The 16,020-nt window shown below is 59.3% G+C and carries 12 protein-coding genes and 1 riboswitch; of the genes, 4 read left to right on the forward strand and 8 right to left on the reverse strand.

The genetic code is table 11. The features are described 5' to 3' along the window. Position 1: 1 nt before the first annotated feature. The 4 genes from V2391_RS03710 to dpaL all read right to left on the reverse strand — a co-directional run bounded on the left by V2391_RS03710 (position 2) and on the right by dpaL (position 5,010). Positions 2–616 (reverse strand): nucleotidyltransferase family protein, encoded by a 615-nt coding sequence (locus tag V2391_RS03710; protein WP_329738304.1) that lies wholly within the window; start codon positions 614–616, stop codon positions 2–4. Positions 617–767: 151 nt separating this feature from the next. Then, positions 768–1,970 carry a knotted carbamoyltransferase YgeW gene (ygeW, locus tag V2391_RS03715; RefSeq protein WP_329738305.1) on the reverse strand — a complete coding sequence of 401 codons (1,203 nt, stop codon included), beginning with the start codon at positions 1,968–1,970 and terminating at the stop codon, positions 768–770. A 201-nt stretch (positions 1,971–2,171) separates the two neighbouring features. After that, the gene (locus tag V2391_RS03720) at positions 2,172–3,557 is read right to left on the reverse strand and encodes a YgeY family selenium metabolism-linked hydrolase (protein ID WP_117861979.1); all 1,386 of its coding nucleotides are present in this window, start codon (positions 3,555–3,557) and stop codon (positions 2,172–2,174) included. Positions 3,558–3,795: 238 nt separating this feature from the next. Next, positions 3,796–5,010, reverse strand: a complete 1,215-nt coding sequence (dpaL, locus tag V2391_RS03725) for a diaminopropionate ammonia-lyase (RefSeq protein ID WP_055252227.1) — start codon at positions 5,008–5,010, stop codon at positions 3,796–3,798. Positions 5,011–5,287: 277 nt separating this feature from the next. Between dpaL and V2391_RS03730 the strand changes: the two genes are divergently transcribed. Beyond that, complete coding sequence (locus tag V2391_RS03730) at positions 5,288–5,941, forward strand: helix-turn-helix transcriptional regulator (RefSeq protein WP_329738306.1); 654 nt, start codon at positions 5,288–5,290, stop codon at positions 5,939–5,941. Between the two features lie 122 nt (positions 5,942–6,063). Beyond that, entirely contained in the window at positions 6,064–7,098 is a 1,035-nt protein-coding gene (locus tag V2391_RS03735) for a hypothetical protein (protein WP_329738307.1), read from the forward strand. 37 nt (positions 7,099–7,135) lie between these two features. On the opposite strand, the gene V2391_RS03740 is transcribed toward V2391_RS03735, so the two are convergent. Further along, positions 7,136–8,458: an ATP-binding protein gene (locus V2391_RS03740; RefSeq protein ID WP_329738308.1), complete on the reverse strand. Its 1,323-nt coding sequence runs from the start codon at positions 8,456–8,458 to the stop codon at positions 7,136–7,138. A gap of 269 nt (positions 8,459–8,727) precedes the next feature. Beyond that, positions 8,728–8,818, forward strand: a riboswitch (SAM riboswitch). An 8-nt stretch (positions 8,819–8,826) separates the two neighbouring features. Between V2391_RS03740 and V2391_RS03745 the strand changes: the two genes are divergently transcribed. Further along, positions 8,827–9,351 (forward strand): hypothetical protein, encoded by a 525-nt coding sequence (locus V2391_RS03745; RefSeq protein ID WP_329738309.1) that lies wholly within the window; start codon positions 8,827–8,829, stop codon positions 9,349–9,351. Positions 9,352–9,573: 222 nt separating this feature from the next. On the opposite strand, the gene V2391_RS03750 is transcribed toward V2391_RS03745, so the two are convergent. Beyond that, the gene (locus tag V2391_RS03750) at positions 9,574–10,788 is read right to left on the reverse strand and encodes a hypothetical protein (protein WP_329738310.1); all 1,215 of its coding nucleotides are present in this window, start codon (positions 10,786–10,788) and stop codon (positions 9,574–9,576) included. Positions 10,789–10,793: 5 nt separating this feature from the next. Next, a complete protein-coding gene (locus tag V2391_RS03755; protein ID WP_329738311.1) occupies positions 10,794–10,976 on the reverse strand; it encodes a hypothetical protein in 183 nt (60 codons plus the stop codon). Positions 10,977–11,584: 608 nt separating this feature from the next. Between V2391_RS03755 and V2391_RS03760 the strand changes: the two genes are divergently transcribed. After that, on the forward strand, positions 11,585–12,583 hold the full coding sequence (locus V2391_RS03760; protein WP_329738312.1) for a hypothetical protein: 999 nt from the start codon (positions 11,585–11,587) through the stop codon (positions 12,581–12,583). 652 nt (positions 12,584–13,235) lie between these two features. On the opposite strand, the gene xdh is transcribed toward V2391_RS03760, so the two are convergent. Then, complete coding sequence (xdh, locus tag V2391_RS03765) at positions 13,236–16,013, reverse strand: selenium-dependent xanthine dehydrogenase (protein ID WP_329738313.1); 2,778 nt, start codon at positions 16,011–16,013, stop codon at positions 13,236–13,238. Between the last annotated feature and the right edge of the window lie 7 nt (positions 16,014–16,020).

The raw sequence follows: 16,020 nt of genomic DNA on the forward strand, positions 1-16,020 counted from the left end.
CTTATTGATTAATACAGTTGGCTACGCGATCAAAATACGAGCAGGCCGCGATATGCTCCGTTATGCGTCGCTGGCCCTTGGCGGTATCGACATCCCACAGCTCATAGGCGCGCGCTTCGACCAGCATCACGTCGGTACGGTCCTTGAGGATCGAACCGCCGCCGTCCTTGCCCTCAAGACACATAAGTGCATCGAACAGTTCCGCCGGAAAGAGCACCGGGCTCGAAGGCTCACCGTTGCACGCAAGACGCACCGGATGCTTGCGACCACGCTCGTCAAATGCACGAACCATAGCCTCAAAAGAATCCGCGCTCACAAGCGGCTGGTCGCCCGGCAAAAAGAGGCAACCTTTCCAGTTGCGTTCGACTCCCCACGAAAGGCCCGCACGGACGCTTTCGCTGCGCAGCTCGCCATCGTGCAGCACGCACTGGCAATGCTTGTCCTCGCAAATCTGGGCAACCTCGGGCCAACGCGTCGAAACCACGACGTCAAAGCCCCGGGGAACCGAATCGATGGTCCGGGCAATCAGCGGCTCGCCATAGATATCGGCAAGCATCTTGTTAGAGCCAAACCGCTTACCCTCGCCCGAGGCCATAATCACGCAGCCAAGTTTCATGGCGATACCTCCCCTGAAACCATCGTACCCATAACTCGCGCCGCGGGGCACCTACATCGAAAGCGCTTATCCTACACGCCCGCGATGCAAAAAGGGGGCACCCCGCCGGTTGGCAGAGCGCCCCCTTTACATGGTTTACCTCAGCCCAGCTTTAGGCCTGGAACCAGCGGGCGGTGTTGCGCTCGTCGAGGGCCTTGAGGGCAGCGGCGGGATCGGCAACCTTCTGCAGGAACATCATGGCTGCGATGGCGTACGGCTTGTAGCTGGCCTCCTTGTACATGCCCACACGGTGCATGTCGAAGACGTCGGCGTTGACCTCGCCGTGCTCGCAAGAAACACCGGAGATGTCGGCGGGCAGCGGGTGCATAAAGATGGTGTCCTGGCCGTTGGCAGTCTTCTCCATGAGCGCGGTCGTGGAGCACCAGTCCTGATGGGTGGCGTTCTGGGCGAGCAGCTCCTTCTCGAGCGCGGCGATGCCGGCGTCGTCGCCCTCGGCGTACAGGTTGGTACGCTTCTCCATGGCGGCAAACGGAGCCCAGCTCTTGGGGATTACGATGTCGGCGCCCTCGAAGGCCTCGGCCATGGTGTTGACCTGCTTAAAGGTGGTGCCGGACTCGGCGGCATAGCCCTTGGCGCGCTCAACGACCTCGGGCATGAGGTCGTAGCCCTCGGGGTGGGCCAGGGTGACGTCCATGCCAAAGCGGGGCAGCAGGCTGATCAGCGACTGCGGGCAGGACAGCGGCTTGCCGTAAGAGGGCGAATAGGCCCAGGTGACGGCAACCTTCTTGCCCTTGAGGTTCTCAAGGCCGCCAAACTCGTTGATGAGGTAGAGCATGTCGGCAGAGGACTGCGTGGGGTGGTCGGAATCGGACTGCAGGGAGATGAGCGTGGGACGGTGATCCAGAACGCCGTCCTCGTAAGCCTGCTGGACAGACTCGGAGACCTCGGCCATGTAGGCGTCGCCCTTGCCGATGTACATGTCGTCGCGGATGCCGATGACGTCGGCCATGAAGGAGATCATGGTAGCGGTCTCGCGGACGGTCTCGCCGTGAGCGATCTGGGACTTCTTCTCGTCCAGGTCCTGCAGCTCAAGGCCGAGCAGGTTGGCGGCCTTAGAGAAGGAGAAACGCGTACGGGTGGAGTTGTCGCGGAATAGGGAGACGGCCAGACCCGAGTCGAAGATCTTGGGAGAGACGTTGTTCTCGCGCAGCTGGCGCAGGGCGTCGGCGACGATGTAGAGCGCCTTGAGCTCATCGGTGGTCTTATCCCAGGTGTGCAGGAAGTCGCTGCCGTACATACCCTTAAAATCGAGGCCGTTCAGCTGCTCGACGAGCTCGGTAAACTTGGCGTCCATGGAAATGTCCTTTCTAAAGATGAAACGATCGCAATGAGTAGATGCGCTCCGGCATGCGCGTGTGGCTAGAACATGCAGAGCGCTATGACGAGGACCCGCTACCGTCGAGGAAGCATGGGAGATAACGACCGCGGGCCCCAAGTCGACAGGGGGTGCCGGGGACGCGAGCGGCCCCCGGCTCAACAAAATCGAGGAATGGGACTAGTCGATCTTGTTGTTGGTCAGACCGGCGCGAAACACGGTGGCGTCGCCATCGGCCTGGCTCGGATCGTAGAGGTTCAGGGCAGCCACGTACATGGCGGCAGCGGTGACCAGGTCGTCCTTGTAGGTGACCTCGTTGGGAGCGTGAGCCTGAGACTCGGCACCCGGGCCAAAGCCGACGCAGGGGATGCCATAGCGGCCCTGAATGGAAACGCAGTTCGTGGAGAAGGTCCACTTGTCGCACAGCGGACGACCGGTGCGCTTGTCCATGCTGGGCTCGCAGCCGATGCGCTCGTCACCAAACATGGCCTTGTGAGCGTCGACGAGGGCCTTGACGTGCGGAGCAGTCTCCTTGTTGATCCACGTGGGGAAGTAAGCCTCGGTCTCGTAGACCTCGCCGGTCCAGGACGGACGGTCGTACATGTACATGGAGACCTTCACGTCGTCGCCGTACTTCTTGGCGGCCGGCAGGTTACGGATCTCGTCCAGGCAGGACTCCCAGGTCTCACCGGCGGTCATGCGACGGTCGATGGAGATGGCGCAGGAGTCAGCGACAGCGCAGCGGCTGGGGCTGGTGTAGAAGATCTGGCTGACGGTGCAGGTGCCGCGGCCCAGGAAGCGGGCGTCCTCGAAGTGCTCGGGGTTGTACTTGGGGTCGAGCATCTTGACGAGACCCTTGATGTCGGTCGACTCGTCGCAGCCGTTGTTGTTGAGGGCGCGGACGTCGGCGATGATGTCGGCCATCTTGTAGATGGCGTTGTCGCCGCGGTCGGGAGCGGAGCCGTGGCAGGAGGTGCCGTGAACGTCGACACGGATCTCCATGCGGCCGCGGTGACCGCGATAGATGCCGCCGTCGGTGGGCTCGGTGGAAATGACGAACTCGGGCTTAATGCCGTCCTTGTTGTAAATGTACTGCCAGCACATGCCGTCGCAGTCCTCTTCCTGGACGGTGCCGACGACCATGATCTTGTAGCCCTCGGGGATAAGGCCCATGTCCTTCATCATCTTGGCAGCGTAGGTAGCAGAAGCCATGCCGCCCTCCTGGTCGGAGCCGCCGCGGCCGTAGATGATCTCGTCGGTCTCGTAGCCCTCATAGGGATCGGCATCCCAGTTCTCGATGTTGCCGATGCCGACGGTGTCGATGTGGGAGTCGATGGCGATGATCTTGTCGCCCTCGCCCATAAAGCCCATGACGTTGCCCAGGCCGTCGACCTTGACCTCGTCATAGCCAAGGTTCTCCATCTCGGCCTTGATGCAGGCGACAACCTCGCCCTCCTCGCAGGACTCAGAGGGATGGGAGATCATAGCGCGCAGGAAGCGAGTCATATCAGCACGGTGAGACTCGGCAGCGTTTTTAATTGCCTCAAAATCGAGTTCCTTAGTCATAACAGTTAACCTTTCTACAAGGATTTACCTACAGGTAGATATTTCAGATAGATCACTTGTGCCAAACAGCGTGAGGTCGAGCACCCCACAAGCAAGTAACCATAGGAGGCGGACGGAGGACTTTGCTCCGTCGCGAGTTCCGCACGAGCCGGAGAGCACTTAATGTGCTCTCCGTGCGAGCAGGACTGTCCGAGCAGGGAGTAAAGTCCTCCGGCTGCCTCCGGACAGGTCAGACCTGCTAGCAGGTGGGGTACTCGCCCTCCCAGACGATGCGACGGTACTGATCCGGATCGGTGTCGCCCTCGGTGGAGAAGCAGAGCACGGAGCTCGTCTTGTCCAGGCCGATGAGCTCCTTGAGCTCGGCGTACTCGGGGTCGAGCATGAGGGTCTCGACCAGACCGGTGGTCACAGCGCCGGACTCGCCGGAAATGACGCGCGGGTCGCCCTTCTCGGGAGCACCCAGGGTGCGCATGCCGCGAGCGGTGACCCAGTCGGGGCAGGACACGAAGGCAGTGGTGTGGTTGCGCAGGATATCCCAGCCCAAGATGTTGGGCTCGCCGCAGCACAGGCCGGCCATGATGGAGGGCATGTCGCCGTCCACGATGCGCGGATCGCCGTCGCCGGCGGCAGCACCCTTGTACAGGCAGGCGGCCGGAGCGCACTCGACCACAACGAAGGTGGGCGGGTTATCGGGATACAGGTTGGTGAAGTAGCCCACCACGGCGCCGGCCAGCGAGCCCACGCCAGCCTGGACAAAGACGTGCGTCGGGCGGTTGATGGCCATCTCGCGCAGCTGCTCGGCAGCCTCGGAAGCCATGGTGCCGTAGCCCTCCATGATCCAAGACGGAATCTTCTCGTAGCCCTCCCAGGCGGTGTCCTGAACGATGACGCCGCGCTCGCAGGCATCGGCCTCGGCGGCGGCCATGCGCACGCACTCGTCGTAGTTGACCTCTTCGATGGTCACCGTGGCGCCCTCGGCGGCGATGTTATCGAAGCGGGGCTTGGTGGAACCCTTGGGCATGTGCACGACGGCCTTCTGGCCCAACTTGTTGGCAGCCCACGCCACGCCGCGGCCATGGTTGCCGTCGGTGGCGGTAAAGAAGGTGGCCTGGCCAAAGTCCTTGGCAAGCTGATCGGAGGTCAGGTAATCGAAGGTGCACTCGGCAACGTCCTTGCCGGTCTCGTCGGCAATGTAGTTGGCCATGGCAAACGAACCGCCCAGAACCTTAAAAGCGTTGAGGCCAAAGCGATAGCTCTCGTCCTTAACGCACAGGTTGGACAGGCCCAGGCGCGCGGCCTGGCCGTCCAGGCGGGCAAGCGGAGTGACGGTGTACTGGGGGAACGACTGGTGGAAGGCACGGGCCTTCTTCACGTGGTCGAGGCTCATGATTCCCAAGTGCTTGTCATCGCTCTTGGGCATCGTGTTACCCGCCCACTGGATCTTATCGGCCATACGGTGAACTCCTTAAGTTCTCTCTTGCCGGCCCCCGCATACGCGTTTCAGCCCATTCCCATTCCTGCGACTGAACTTTTATGTGGATGCCAAACAAAAAGTTTGTTAGCTCTGTTCTATCACACTTTTTGATTGGAAAACCTAACAAATTGTTTGTTGCCGTAATCGGTACCCTTTTCCCGCCGAACGGTCAGATAACGCAGCGACGCTTTCGTTATTTGCGAACAAGTGGGGTTTATGGCAAAGTGTGCCCAAACTAATTTTTAGGAAGGCACCCATGACCCCCGCACAGATTGAGTTTTACAAGCGCCTTGCACACGGCCTGGCGCTCCAGTTTGGCCCCAACTGCGAAATCGTCGTCCACGATCTGGAGACCGAGGACGTGGACCACTCCATCGTAGTGATCGAAAACGGCCACGTCAGCGGGCGCAAACTGGGTGACGGCCCCAGCCATATTGTGTTTGAGTCCATGCACGAGGGCACCACCGACGTGCACGACCGCGAGCCATACCTCACCAAAACCACCGATGGCAAGCTGCTCAAGTCCTCGACGATCTTTATCCGCAACGACGAGGGCAAGCCCGTCGGCATTTTGAGCATTAACTTTGACATTACGCTTATGAAGGCTTTTGAGCGCTCGCTCGATGCCTTTACCGGCATCGGCGGCACGGGCTACACCGAGCCCGAGCCCATTACCAAAAACATCGGCGACCTGCTCGAAGACCTGCTGCGCGAGTGCGAACAGCTTGTGGGCAAGCCCGCGGCGCTCATGACCAAAGACGAGCGCATCCGCGCCATTGGCTACCTCGACCGTCGCGGCGCCTTCCTCATCTCCAAGTCGAGCGAACGCGCCTGCGAGTTCTTTGGCATCTCCAAATACAGCTTCTACAGCTACCTCAACGAGGCAAAGGCTGCCGCCGGCGACAAATAGTCAGCGCGCCTGCGCCCCTCCCCTTTTGGGCGCGAGTTCTGGAATGCGCGAATCCGAGAGTCGGCCGCAAGGCAAGTTCCATATAATCGATGAATGCGAGCATTTCGAAAGGATGGGACAAAATGGGGTCGAGCAACGCATCACGCAACGGCCGCGGAGGCTTCGCTTCTGCCGCCAGGCATGCGAAACGCGCGTTTGACGAGGGCGAAGACAATCTGTTTGCGTTGAGCCTCGACGACGTGATGAGCGACCGCCCTTGGACCGCCGATGAGCTCATGGGCGGCGGGGTTCGCCCGGCAGGCCCAAAGCCTACGTCGGCCGCTGCTCCCGCTCCGGCCACTACGCCTACGCCAGCATCCGTGCCCGCAGATGACTTTGCCACCCGCCCCATCATGCAGGTACCGCGCCAGGCCGCACCTGCGCCCCGCCCCACCAGCGATCCGTCCGAGACGGCGGCTTTCCTTGCCGCGGCGGCACAGCGCCATGCGCCCAGCAGCGCACCCGCGTATGCCACCCCGCAGCAGCCGACACACGCGGCTCCCGAACCCCAGCCCGAGCCCGAACTCGAGCCGCCCGTTATGGATCTGGACGACCTCGCCAACCGCCAGTTTGCCTTCGATTCCTGGGCCGCGGCCGACTTGGACGAGACCTCGGCCGGCATGCCGGCGCTCGACATTCCGGTCAACCCGCTGTTTGCAGCTGCCGAGGAGCGCAACTCCGATTACAACGAAACAACAGCGCACGATGACCGCTTTGATGCCGCGCCCCGCGCCTCCCGCATTGAGACCGAGAGCTACGGATCCGCATCGAGCGCATACGATAACGGCCCGTTTGCCAACGCGTCCGCTCCTGAACACAACAAGGCTGGCGTAAAGGCCGCATCGGCATCGTCGTATACCCGCGGCACCGACGACGAGCGCTTTGCCGACTTCTACACCGAGGAAGAGCCGCCGCACTTCTCTGAGTTTCCCCAAGCGGCAAAGATCGTCTTTATCGCGATTATCGTGGCCCTACTCGGCGTGATCGCATTTGAGGGATTCCAGCTATTCCGCAGCCCCACCGCGTCCGAATCGGCAACGCAGCAAAAAGAGGACGACAACCAGTACCTGGACATCAACACCCTCAAGGGCGACCCCAACGACGGAGACGACAAGTAGCGAGGGTTAAGAGAGGGCCGGAAGAGCCGGCGGCACGTCACGGCTCCAAAAGCCCTGCCATAAAGATGGGCAGATACAGCACGTCGCCATCGCGGTGAAGATTACATTCCGTAAATACCAGGGCGCGATCGATTCCGTAGCCCTTCGTTGCCAGTGCGTTATCGAGCGCCGCGTGGGACTTAAAGCTCTTGCCCGATTTGACCTCGATGGCAAGCACCTCCCCATCGAGCGTCTCCTCGACAAAATCGAGCTCGCCGACCTTTTTCGACGTAAAGTAGCGCAACCTGAATCCATGGGCTTTGAGCTCCTGGGCAACAAAGCCCTCAAACGCCGCCCCCATGTTCATGCCAAAGGCGTCTTCTGCCTCTCCATCAAAAACGCCTTGAGCGACCCTTTTGGAATACGACGACATGAGCATTCCGGTGTCCAGGTAAAACAGCTTAAATAGATTTCGCTGCTCCCCCAATAAAAGGGGTGCCACGGGCGCCGTTACGTTATACACGGGAAGCGCAACGCCTGCCTCCGACAACCAGAGAAAATGATCTGTCACCTGCGAAAAACGTTTGACGCCGTTAATCGACGACAGCTTGAATCGCTTGTTTTTGGAGCCAGCCTCGCTGGGAATCAAATCGTAGATATCGCGAATAACCAAGCGTAGCTCGGGCGGAGCGTACTTTGCGATGTCATCGCGATACAGGGCGTGAAGATCGCGGTGGATGTTTCGAACCTCGTCGACATTGCGCGTCGCCAAGAAGGAATTGACCGCGTCGGGCATGCCTCCCACCACCACATACTGATGGAACAGATCGAGCAAGCGGTCATACAGGTAGCCGGGGAGCTCCTCCTCATCCTTTAGACAGCCCCTGAGCATGTCAAACACGCTGGCACCAACGCCATTTGCCCAGCAAAACTCCTCGAAGTCGAGCGGGTACATCTGGACCTGCTCGACATACCCCACCGGCAGAGAATCGATGCCCTCGAGCTCAACGCCAAGAAGCGATCCGGTAAGGATGTATCGAAAGTCGCCGCGCTGGATCAGGTATTTGATAAACGTCACCACGTTGGGGCATCGCTGCACCTCGTCGATAACCACGACGGTCTTGTTCGCAACCATCGGCTGCGTCGCAGCGATAGACATGCGCATAAGCAGGTCGTCCGCACTTTTCGCCGCCAAAAACGAATCACGCACGGACGCGTCGGCGATAAGGTCGAACGTCACGACATTTTCGAACGAGTCGTTTGCAAAGACGTTGACCAAATATGACTTTCCTACCTGTCGGGCGCCCTTGACCAAAAGAGCCTTGTTAAGCGACGAGGTAAGCCAAGATTCAAACTGTGCTTTCGCTTTTCTCTGTAGCATAAGCGCACCCCTTATTACATGCTGTTTTAGCACTAGGATACACTTTTCCGTAGTTGTTAGGCGCTTATTTCGACACTTTTCCGAGGTTTTAAAGTGTGTATTACGACACTTTTCCGTACTTTTACACAGGATATTTCGACACTTTTTCGAATTAAAGCCTAACAGCGGCCGGCGAAATCAAGCGCCACTCACGCGCCATTTCGCAGGCGGCGCTTGATTTCTGTCCGCACGTGCTGATAGACTCCATCGTGCCCGCAAGGAGCGGGCGCGTTTTATCCAGAGTCGGGGTAGAGAGTTGGCTCCACGATCCCGACGCCAACCGGCCAAGAGGCACGGTGGCCCTGCCAACATCGATGAAAGGAGTCCGTATGGACAATTTCTCCGTGCGCAGCGAGCGTAACTTCCACAACCTGGCAGCCAAGCCAAAACGAATGCATCTTTTGGACGAGCCGAGCGGCTATGCCTCGGCCATGGTCAAGAGCAGTCTCTCCCACCAGATGCGCTTTACGGTACAGAAGCTCGAGGAAGAGCTCTGTGCTGCTGGCAATCCACATGTGTTGCAGATCAAGCTGCTCGGAGACGACTCACGTGAGCCGTCCAGCTGGAAGCTCTTCGCCGACGGCGTGTGCGTTGCGGACGGATCTGGCACCTTTGCCCGTGAGTGCTTCTGCGAGGGAGCCGAGGTGTTCCTGGACCTGTGCCGCGACGCCGTACGCACGACCGAGCTGCGTCAGTGGAGCCAGAGGGAGTATGAGCTGCTGAGTGCCGCGCGCGGGATTGCGGAGGTGCAGGCGAACGCAGGCGGTGCCATGGTGACGTGCGGCCGTTGCATGCCGTTTCTCAAATCACACAAGCGCCAGCGTGGTTCATTCGTGATCAGCAGAACCTTTTGATCACTGCCTACTGAACAGGCTGTTACAACGTTTGTAAGCACCCCAAAAGCGAATCAAACACTCGATTTGCCTTTAACAGAGCCCTGTATAGGAGCCAATCGCAACCATTGAATTTACAACTTCTCATTTCGATAAGTCAGATTGTCTGGACTCCAATCATTACGGCGATGGTCCCATAAGAGACTTCTTCATCCACATAATCAATGTCGCTAAAGGAAAAAGTCAGCCCAAGAGTTCAACAACTCCACTTTCGAATGCACGAGGAAATGCAAATGACCTTGACGTACCTCCAAACTCGGCGCTTATATATAAGCCCGCCTCACCATGCGGAGACCGATTAACACAAGTTACAACGCCTTCTCCAAGGCCGGCATGTCTGAGATGGCTTCCAACCGGAGGAGGGGCTTTGCCAACAGGAACAGCATGAAGAGCTGAAACCTCCTCAGAGTCCCGTCCATTACTTCCGCCCGCGTTGCCCTCGAGCCAATCCAGAAGGGCAATCGGATCGCCCATCACGTCAGATGGAGGGGTCAATATAGAAGTTAGGCTCTTTTTGGCGCTCACATCGTCTAATGAGCTGAAGCCCTCATCGTCATCTAGCCCGAGACTTTGCGCCTCCCACTCGAGATCGTCGAGATCGACGCAATCTTCCTGGTCGATTTCCTTAAGCGAGCCATCAATATAGTCATCACCATATCGAGTGGCATAAGTGTTGAGCACCGCCTCAATCGCTTCGTTTCGATCCTCGCGGGTAAATGCCGAAAGGTCGACCATGGAAGAATAGTTAACAGAAGGAAAGACAACCTCATAGGCTGCAATATAGCGCGATAGCGGATATTTATAGTAGTCCCTTATAGCTTCGAATTCTAGAGAATCGAACAAGTCGATCGAGCTCAGAAGTGAGCATGATCCAATATGAATTCTTTCGAGCTGCCCAATATCAACTGTGTCAAACGTAAGCCAATCCGAAAGATAGATGGCTACAGAGCCCTCGCCCGTTGTTTGGAGAAACGAGAGCAAAACGGATTTTTCGCTACGAAAAAAGACGATACTAGGATTATCGTTAAATTTTGAAAAAACCGCATGAATGCCGTAAGCCGCCTCACTACGCATACTGCCTGCATCTTTTAGATCAACAGCGTAGATATCAATGTCAGTAGACGGCTCTTCGTAATCAGAGCTATAGAAAGCGGCGATCTTCGCACACTTATCAATCCTGCCTAGCGCGCGCCTGTCCTCATCAGAAAGAAGTTTATCCTCGGGCAAAAGTGAATACACAAGTCTGTCAGACGAACAAGCGGCTATATCAACTTCTTTGCCCTCGTCCAGATATCCTAAGTTTGAAAAAAACCGCACGGCGGCAGCGTCGATTGGCAGAACAGCCAATTGATCAAACCATTGATATTCATCTTCAAGCGTTACGGCGCCGTCATTCAACGCATCTATCCTTGCATAAGAGACTCTAATTTATCTGAAAAATCAACATCATCAAGCTCGTCTTTAAAAGTCTCCATGACATCCATGGCGCGATCGAGGTACTCGTCTGCCGTTACACCGTGACCGTCTATGAACTGCTCATACATCTCTTCAATTCCCCCACGCACATACGAATTGAAAAGTTCCATATTGGCGACCAGCTTACCAGGAGCGGCATCGTCCGCATAGCCGGATTCTGGAACACGCCTTCCGTCCCAGGCCTCTACCGGAAAATGCGCCCCACCCTGAGGCTCGATTCCGGGACACGGTTTCCGTTTGAAGCCCCGATGGGAAAGCGTGCCCCGTTCCGAGAGCTCATTCCGGGATGCAGTTTCCGCTAGAGATGCCACCGGGAAAGCGTATCCCGTTTTGGAGCCAAATTCCGGGTCGTAGTTTCCGCCTGAGGGCCGATCCGGAAACGGCATCCCATTCTGGGGCCGAATTCTGGGACGCAGCTTCCGCCGACACAGACGACGATCCGCCGCCCTTATCACATACCTTCAAATATGCGATCCAGAAACACAAAACAGCAGATAGAATGCTCTTTTTCAAAAAGTACACGTCCCGAAACTTACCAAGACTTCATATCCAGTTACCGTTCACGGTCGCCAATTACCGCCCACCGATTCAAACAAGAAATATATCGCCAAAAGCAGGTCATCTGCCTGCATGGTTAGATTTTGGTCAGCTTTTGGTCAGTTGAGCGGCAAGTTCCGGCTGATACGTTTTTGCAACCCCAAAAAGGAGGCGGTAGCCCATGGCGCATTGCAACGACCAAACCATCGACCAGCTGTTGAGCCAAGCCGAGCAGGAGGGACGATGCCTTATTCCCCCAAGTGCGGCGATCCGCAAAGCGCTCCTTCGGCGCATCGGCGACATGGTTGTCTCCCCCATGCCGGGACTGTTCGCGCACAAAATGCGCTGGGATGAGCTCAACCGGGCGCAGCGTCATTGCGAGACTATTCGCGCCCTTGCGATCATCCACCCCGATTGGACGTTCTGCTCGTTTTCGGCTGCCTGCCTGCTGGGGCTCGAGGTCTCGTGGCGACACCTGAATGTCGTGCATGTCTGCAGCGCCACCAAGCCGTCGGCTCGCCCGGGCGCGCATATTCAGCGGCACCAGATTGAGCCGGCCGGAGCAATACGCAGAGCCGGCATATCGGTAACGCCGCCCATCCAAACGGCCACAGATTGCCTGCTGCAAACTGGTTTTGCCGACGGCATGCCCATTGCCGATTCGGCGATCTCAAAGCTCGGCCTTGCGCCGGAACAGCTGACGGAGGCCGTTGAGCAACGAGCGACTGCCCGCAATGGTCGCGCGATTCGCACCGCCCTCACAACGCTTCGATATGCCGACGCCCGCGCCGAGAGCGGCGGGGAATCGGTCGCCCGAGCCATCATGATCGAGACGGGCTTTGCGCCCGACTGGCTTCAATACGAGCTGACGGACCCCTTCGATTCGGCCAAGCCCATACGAACGGACTTTGCCTGGGAGCGCCAGGCGCGGGAACTCACGCTGGGCGAACTCGACGGGCTCATCAAATATACCGACCAGACTATGCTGGCCGGACGCACCACCGCCGAGGCGCTCGTTGCCGAACGACAGCGCGAGGCGCATCTATCGCTCTACGGTCACCCTCTGCTGCGCTTTACCATCAGCGAGGTCCGCTCGGCAGGAGTGCTCGCCAAAAAGCTGCAGACGGCAGGCATCCGGCAGACCGCGCTGCCGACATGGCTCAACGAGGTGGACCTGTAGGAGCTGTTGAGCTTATGCCCGCCTGCCCATCAAACTGGGGCACACTTTCCAGTTGGCGGCACCGCGGAAACCATATCTCAGATTGAGTGCTCAGAATGGGATGCGCCTTCCATATGGCATACCTAGCGGAAACCGTGTCCCGGAATCAAGGCCCAGAACGGGACACGCTTTCCGGCTGAAGCGCCCAGCGGAAACTGCATCCCGGAATAGACGCTCAAACTGGGACGCAATTTCCGCTGAGGTTCCATCCGGAAACTGTGTCCCACTCCGAGCGTCAATTCTGGGATGAACTTTCCGCCAGAGGGTTCAGCCGGAAACGGCATCCCACTCTGAAGCGAAATTCTGGGACGCAGTTTCCGGTTGAGGGCTGTTCCGGAAAGTGCGTCCCATTCCAGGCGCGGATTCCGGGATGCACTTTCCGTTTGAAGCTCCAACCGGAAAGTGCATCCCACTCTGGAGCCAAATTCCGGGATGCGCTTTCCGCTAGAGGCTCAAAAGGAAAGCGCGTCTCATTCTGAGGCTTGAATCCGGAACACAGTTTCCGCTCCAAACAAAAGGCCCCGGCTCGCGATGGAGCCGGGGCCAAAGGCGCAGCATATACAGTTGGTGTTGTGCGCGAACAGCCCATCAGCAATGCCGTCTGCGCTCTACCCTACCCGCGGTGACGAGCGCGGCTGTACGGGGTATCCACCATGGGCAGATTTGGACGCAGCTTACCGTCAAACGCGCGGTAGGCGTTCTGCACGGCGGGCGCCGTGGGGATCGTTGCGATCTCGCCAATGCCCTTGCCGCCGTATGCCACGGGCAACAGCTCGTCCTTCTCCACGTAGATGGCGTGGATATCCGGAATCTCGGGCGCTCGGAACAGCCCGAGCGTGCCGTACCTGGCCTGGGGTACGCAGTCCTTGAGCGGCCAATCCTCGGTAAGCGCATAGCCCATACCCATGAGCACGCCGCCTTCGATCTGACCCTGGATGGAGATGGGGTTGACCACCTTGCCGGAATCGTGCGCGGCATAGACCTCGCTCACGCGGCCGTCATCATCCAGAATGACCACATGCGTGGCAAAACCGTAGCAGATGTGGCTCTTGGGGTTGGGAACGTCGGCACCCAGCTTGTCGGTCGGCTCCAGATACACGTAGCCAAACTCGCATCCCTCGAGTGCCTTGATGGCGGCCGCGGGATCCTGAGGATGCATGCCCTGGCCAGCGACGAGCTCCTGCGTGTGCAGCTGATAGGCGCGACCGTCGTCGTACTCGATCTTGACGCCGTCGCCATGCGCGCTCACGGGAGCGTCGGGTGCGGGCTTGCCGGCCTCGATGCCAACCATGGCATCGCGCAGCAGGAAGGCGGCACCGCGCACGGCCTCGCCGGTCACGACCGTCTGACGCGAGCCAGACGTGGTGCCGGAGTCGGGAGCGTTCTCGGTGGAGCACTCGCCGTTGGCGATGCAGCGAAGCGGCAGGCCACATGCCTCGGCAACGTCCTGCAAAAAGACCGTGTTACAGCCCTGGCCGATGTCGGACGTGGCGGCATAGACCACAGCCACGCCGTTCTCGATGCGGATCTTGCAGCGGCCGGCATCGGGCAGGCCCACGCCCACGCCGGCGTTCTTCATGGCGCAGGCGATACCGGCGTGTCCGGGATGCGCATAGTAGGCATCCTTGACCTCGAGCAGCGTCTCTTTAAGCGCCGTGGAGCAGTCGGCAATCTGACCGTTGGGCAAAACCTCGCCCGGCTCGATGGCGTTTCTGTAACGAATCTCCCACGGATCCAGGCCGACCTTCTCTGCCAGCAAGTCGATCAGGCTCTCGAGTGCAAACTCGGACTGACAGACGCCAAAGCCGCGGTACGCACCGGCGGGCGGGTTATTGGTGTAGTAGCCAAAGCCGCGAATGTCGGTGTTCTGGTACTTGTAGGGGCCGACGGCATGCGTGCAGGCGCGCTCGAGCACCGGGCCGCACAGCGAAGTGTAGGCGCCGGTATCAAAGTTGATCTCGCAATCCAGGCCGGTAAAGTTGCCCTCGGCGTCGCAACCCAGCGTAAAGGTGCCGTCCATGGCATGGCGCTTGGGATGGAACGCAAGCGACTCGGCACGCGTGAGCTTGCACTTCACAGGACGTTGGAACTTATATGCAGCGAGCGCAGCCAGGTGCTGGATGGACACGTCCTCCTTGCCGCCAAAGCCGCCACCCACGAGCATAGTCTCTACAACCACGCGCTCGGGCTCGCTATCCCAGCCAAACATGTGGGCGCACTCTTTGCGCGTGTCGTAGGCGCCCTGGTCGGTCGACTGCACCTTGACGCCGTTCTTGTACGGGAAGGCCACGGCGCACTCGGGCTCCAAGAAGGCATGCTCGGTAAAGGGCGTGGTAAAGCGCTGTGTCACGGTAAACGCGCTCTCCGCCAGCGCCTTGGCGGCGTCACCGCGAGTCACGTGACGGCTCTGGCACACGTTGTCCTTGAGCTCCACCGTGTTGCCAAAGGCAAAGAAACTGTCATGCAGACGCGGGGCGTCGACGGCCTTGGCCTCGGCGATGTTGCGCACGGGCTCCAGCGGCTCGTAATCGATCTTTACGAGCTTCTTGGCCTTCTCGAGCGTCGCCTCGTCCTCGGCAACCACCAGCACGATGGCGTCACCCACGCAGCGGGTGATATCGCCCTGGGCGATCATGACGTCCCAGTCCTGGATAAGGTGGCCGACCTGGTTGACCGGCACGTCCTCGGCGCGCAGGATGCCCACCACGCCGGGCAGGGCCTCGGCCTTGGAGGTGTCGATGGAGAGCACACGGGCGCGCGGGTACTTGGAGCGCACGGCGCTGGCATAGGTCAGACCCGGCTGATCGAGCTCGTCGATGTCATCGGGATACTTGCCCTCGCCGAGCACCTTCTTGCGCACGTCGATACGGAAGGCGCGCTTGCCCACGCCGTAGTCGTCGCCGCGCTCCAGGTCCTCGTCGATCTGCTTTTCGCCGCGAAGCACCGCAGCGGCCAGCGAGATGCCCTCGATAATCTTTTTGTAGCCGGTGCAGCGGCAGACATTGCCACGGATGGCGTACTTGATCTGCTCCTCGGTGGGCTCGGGGTCCTCGGCGATGAGTGCTGCACCCGCCATGACCATGCCGGGGATGCAAAAACCGCACTGCACGGCGCCCACGGCGCCAAAGGCGTACACAAAGGCCTCGCGCACGTCCTCGGGCAGGCCCTCGACGGTCACGATGTTGCGACCGGCGGCAAGAGCGGTGGTCAGCACGCACGCCTTGACGGCTGCACCGTCCACATGGATGGTGCAGGTGCCGCACGCACCCTCGGAGCAACCGTCCTTGGCAGAGTGAATGTGCAGGTCGTCGCGCAGGTAGCGCAGCAGCGGTTTATTTTGGGTCGTCGTGCGCTCGACGCCGTTAACGGTAAAAGTGAATTCCTGTGCCATGGTGATT

It is taken from the genome of Collinsella sp. CM84Y_54, from assembly GCF_036317945.1.
Classification (GTDB): domain Bacteria; phylum Actinomycetota; class Coriobacteriia; order Coriobacteriales; family Coriobacteriaceae; genus Collinsella.